The organism is Roseinatronobacter thiooxidans, assembly GCF_001870675.1.
In the GTDB taxonomy this organism is placed as follows: domain Bacteria; phylum Pseudomonadota; class Alphaproteobacteria; order Rhodobacterales; family Rhodobacteraceae; genus Roseinatronobacter; species Roseinatronobacter thiooxidans.
On the sequence record NZ_MEHT01000022.1, the window covers coordinates 1 to 2,953 of the forward strand.

The following is a 2,953-nucleotide window of genomic DNA, read 5'->3' on the forward strand; positions in this document are numbered from 1 at the left end:
CGCTATCACTGCCATCATGCGCCGCATTATTGTTCTGGCAAACACATTGCTACGCGAAGGACGAGATTGGCAACCACAACGCCCTTGACTAAGACGGATACTCAACCAAATGGCCATTCGGCGCGTCCGGGTCGGACCTCAGCGTCACATTCTCAATCAGGCCGCGCAGAAGATCGGCCGCTTGCGCCCGTGCCTCCGGGGCATTCAGCGCCGCAGCCAGATCCGCCACCTTGCGGGCATAGCTCTCCGCAAGTCCTGGGTGGATTGCCACCGGTTCGGGATCGGGCAGGGCGGCAAGCCTTCCCTCCAGCCCCAATCGTTCCTCCTCCAGCGCGTCCATCGTCGCCTTCATGCTCGGGTGAAACATGCCTTCGGTGATCGCGGTCACGATGTTTGTCAACGGCAAAGCAAAAGTGTGCGAAAGGGCAGCGCAAAATGTTGCCACTTTGGGGTTGGGATAATCAGCTTCCAGATGAGCGCCAGCATCCGGGCGGCCGCGCTTGTCATATAGCTGTCGGTTGCCCGGATGCTTTGGCCCGTTAGGGCCAATCTGTGCTGATCGTGATTTAGGTTTTGGGTGTTGCCTGACGCGCCTTGCTTTGTCCAAGGCGGTAGCTTTCGCCATTCATCTCAAGGATGTTGACATGGTGTGTCAGGCGGTCGAGGAGTGCGCCTGTCAGGCGTTCTGACCCAAAGGTCTCGGTCCATTCATCGAATGGTAAGTTGCTGGTGATCAGTGTGGAACCGCGCTCGTAGCGTTGGGAGATCAACTCGAACAGCAGTTCAGCCCCGGTTTTACTCAGCGGCACAAAGCCTAACTCGTCGATGATGAGCAGCTTGTAACTCACCATCTGCTTTTGCAGCCGCAGCAGCCTGCGTTCATCCCTCGCTTCCATCAGTTCATGGACCAGTGCAGCAGCAGTAACAAAACCGACGGACAAGCCTTTTTGGCAGGCGGAAAGCCCAAGGCCGAGGGCGATGTGGGTCTTGCCGGTTCCGCTTGGGCCAAGGGCGATGACATTCTCGCGCCGTTCGATCCATTCGCAACGCGCCAATTCAAGCACCTGCATCTTGTTCAGGGCGGGGATTGCCTTGAAGTCGAAGCTGTCCAGGCTTTTGACGGCCGGGAACTTTGCGGCTTTGATCCTGCGCTCGATCATCCTGCGTTCTCGGTCAATCATCTCCAGTTCGATCAGACGTGCAAGGAATTGCACATGGTCCAGTCCCTCGGCTGCGGCTTGCTTGGCCAGTTTGCTGTATTCGCGCAGAACGGTCGGCAGTCGCAGCGATTTGAGGCGGTGGTCCAGCAGAATTTGAGGCGCTTCGGTCATGCGGATTGCCCCTGCATCAGAGACATATAACTGGCCGCCGACGTGGTGCCAACATTGGCCTTTGGCAGATATGGATAGACGTCCAGATCCAGCTTGGGCGGCCGCTTCTCGATCTGGCACAGCACGAGGTGTTTGACGGCATCAAACCCAATCGCGCCGAGACGCAGCGCATTCTTAACGGCGACCTGCAGATCTGTCATCTCGAACGTTTCCAAGAGCCGCAAGACCTGCACATACTCACGCCGCCCCGCCTTGATCATCCGGGCTTCCATCAGGCGGCGCAAGGTCGCAAATTCCTCTGGCAGTTCCCATTCCACCAACGGGGCCGCCTGATCAAGGGCACCCACCTTCTGCTCCAAAAGGGGGAGATAATGCACCGGGTCAAAGACCATGTCCTCGCGATCCCAACGCCGCGGGTGGCGGGCGATGACATCACCGCTACAGCCAATGACCACTTGATCGACATAGCCGCGCACCCAGACGTCACGGTGCCCGTAGGCGACAGGAACCGAGTAATCGTTGGTTTTGTAGCGCACCAGAGATTGTGAGTTCACCTGGCCGGTGGCCTGATCACAGGCGTCAAACGGGCACGAGGGCAGACCCATCATGGCATCAAGGTCACGGACCAGACGTTGCCCAATGCTCTCGCTGTGACCGCGCAAGACATCCGCCTGACGCTTGCGGCATTGCTCTTCAAGCCAAAGGTTAAAGGCCTCCCACGTGGCAAAATGGGGGATCGGCACCATGAAGTTGCGCCGGGCATATCCGACCAGACCCTCAACAGCGCCTTTATCGTTGCCCTTTCCCGGGCGACCATAGCGATCGTGGATGAAATAATGCGACAGGAACCCGCTAAACAGCTTGGTCCGCTTGCGCGACCCGTCCGGCAGGATCTTCGCGACTAGGCATCGATCGTTGTCATAAAGAACCGACTGCGGAACCCGGCCGAAGAATGCAAAAGCATGAACATGGCCATCAACCCAAGCCTCCGAGACCGCCGCAGGATAAGCCCGAACAAAGCAGGCATCGCTGTGAGGCAGATCCAGCGCGAAGAAATGCGCCTTCTGCTCAACCCCGCCGATCACAACCATGGCTTCGCCGAAATCCGCTTGGGCATCGCCGGGGGCATGTGCCAGCGGGACAAACATCTCTCGGCTACGCTGCCCTTGTTCCCGGACGTAATTCTTGACCGTCGTGTAACCGCCTTGAAACTGGTGCTCGTCGCGCAGTCGTTCAAAAATGCGCTTGGCGGTGTGGCGCTGTTTACGGGGACAGTTCAGATCGTCTTGCATCCATTGGTCGATGAAGTTGGTGAACCCGTCCAGCTTGGGCCGCTTGATCTGCGCCGTTCGCTGATAACCGGGCGGGACCGAAAACATCATCATCTTCTCCACGCTCGCACGCGAAATCCCGAAATGGCCAGCGGCCTCTCGTTCGCTCATACCGCTCCGACGCGCGAGGCGGACCTTCAAATATAAATCCACGACTAAAATCTCCCGCCCTCCCTGCAAACAGAAAGGGCCAAAGTGGCAACATTTTACGCTGCCCGCAGCGAGATTATCACGCCACTTCCGTGGCTCACTTTTGCATTGCCGTTCTCACATCGAGCAGGTAATGCCATT

At 57.9% G+C, this 2,953-nt stretch carries 3 protein-coding genes; all 3 read right to left on the reverse strand.

Annotated elements, in window-relative coordinates; all coding sequences use genetic code 11:
• Positions 1 to 88: 88 nt before the first annotated feature.
• Positions 89 to 388 carry a hypothetical protein gene (locus BG455_RS10715; RefSeq protein ID WP_143079921.1) on the reverse strand — a complete coding sequence of 100 codons (300 nt, stop codon included), beginning with the start codon at positions 386 to 388 and terminating at the stop codon, positions 89 to 91.
• A gap of 178 nt (positions 389 to 566) precedes the next feature.
• Positions 567 to 1,331 carry an IS21-like element helper ATPase IstB gene (gene istB, locus BG455_RS10720; protein WP_071470006.1) on the reverse strand — a complete coding sequence of 255 codons (765 nt, stop codon included), beginning with the start codon at positions 1,329 to 1,331 and terminating at the stop codon, positions 567 to 569.
• Positions 1,328 to 2,815: an IS21 family transposase gene (gene istA, locus BG455_RS10725; RefSeq protein WP_071470007.1), complete on the reverse strand. Its 1,488-nt coding sequence runs from the start codon at positions 2,813 to 2,815 to the stop codon at positions 1,328 to 1,330. Before istA ends, istB begins: the two co-directional genes overlap by 4 nt.
• Between the last annotated feature and the right edge of the window lie 138 nt (positions 2,816 to 2,953).

What these genes read in the sequence shown, in the direction of transcription:
- istB (WP_071470006.1), bottom strand. Translation starts at nt 1,331, where the DNA reads ATGACCGAAGCGCCTCAAATTCTGCTGGACCACCGCCTCAAATCGCTG.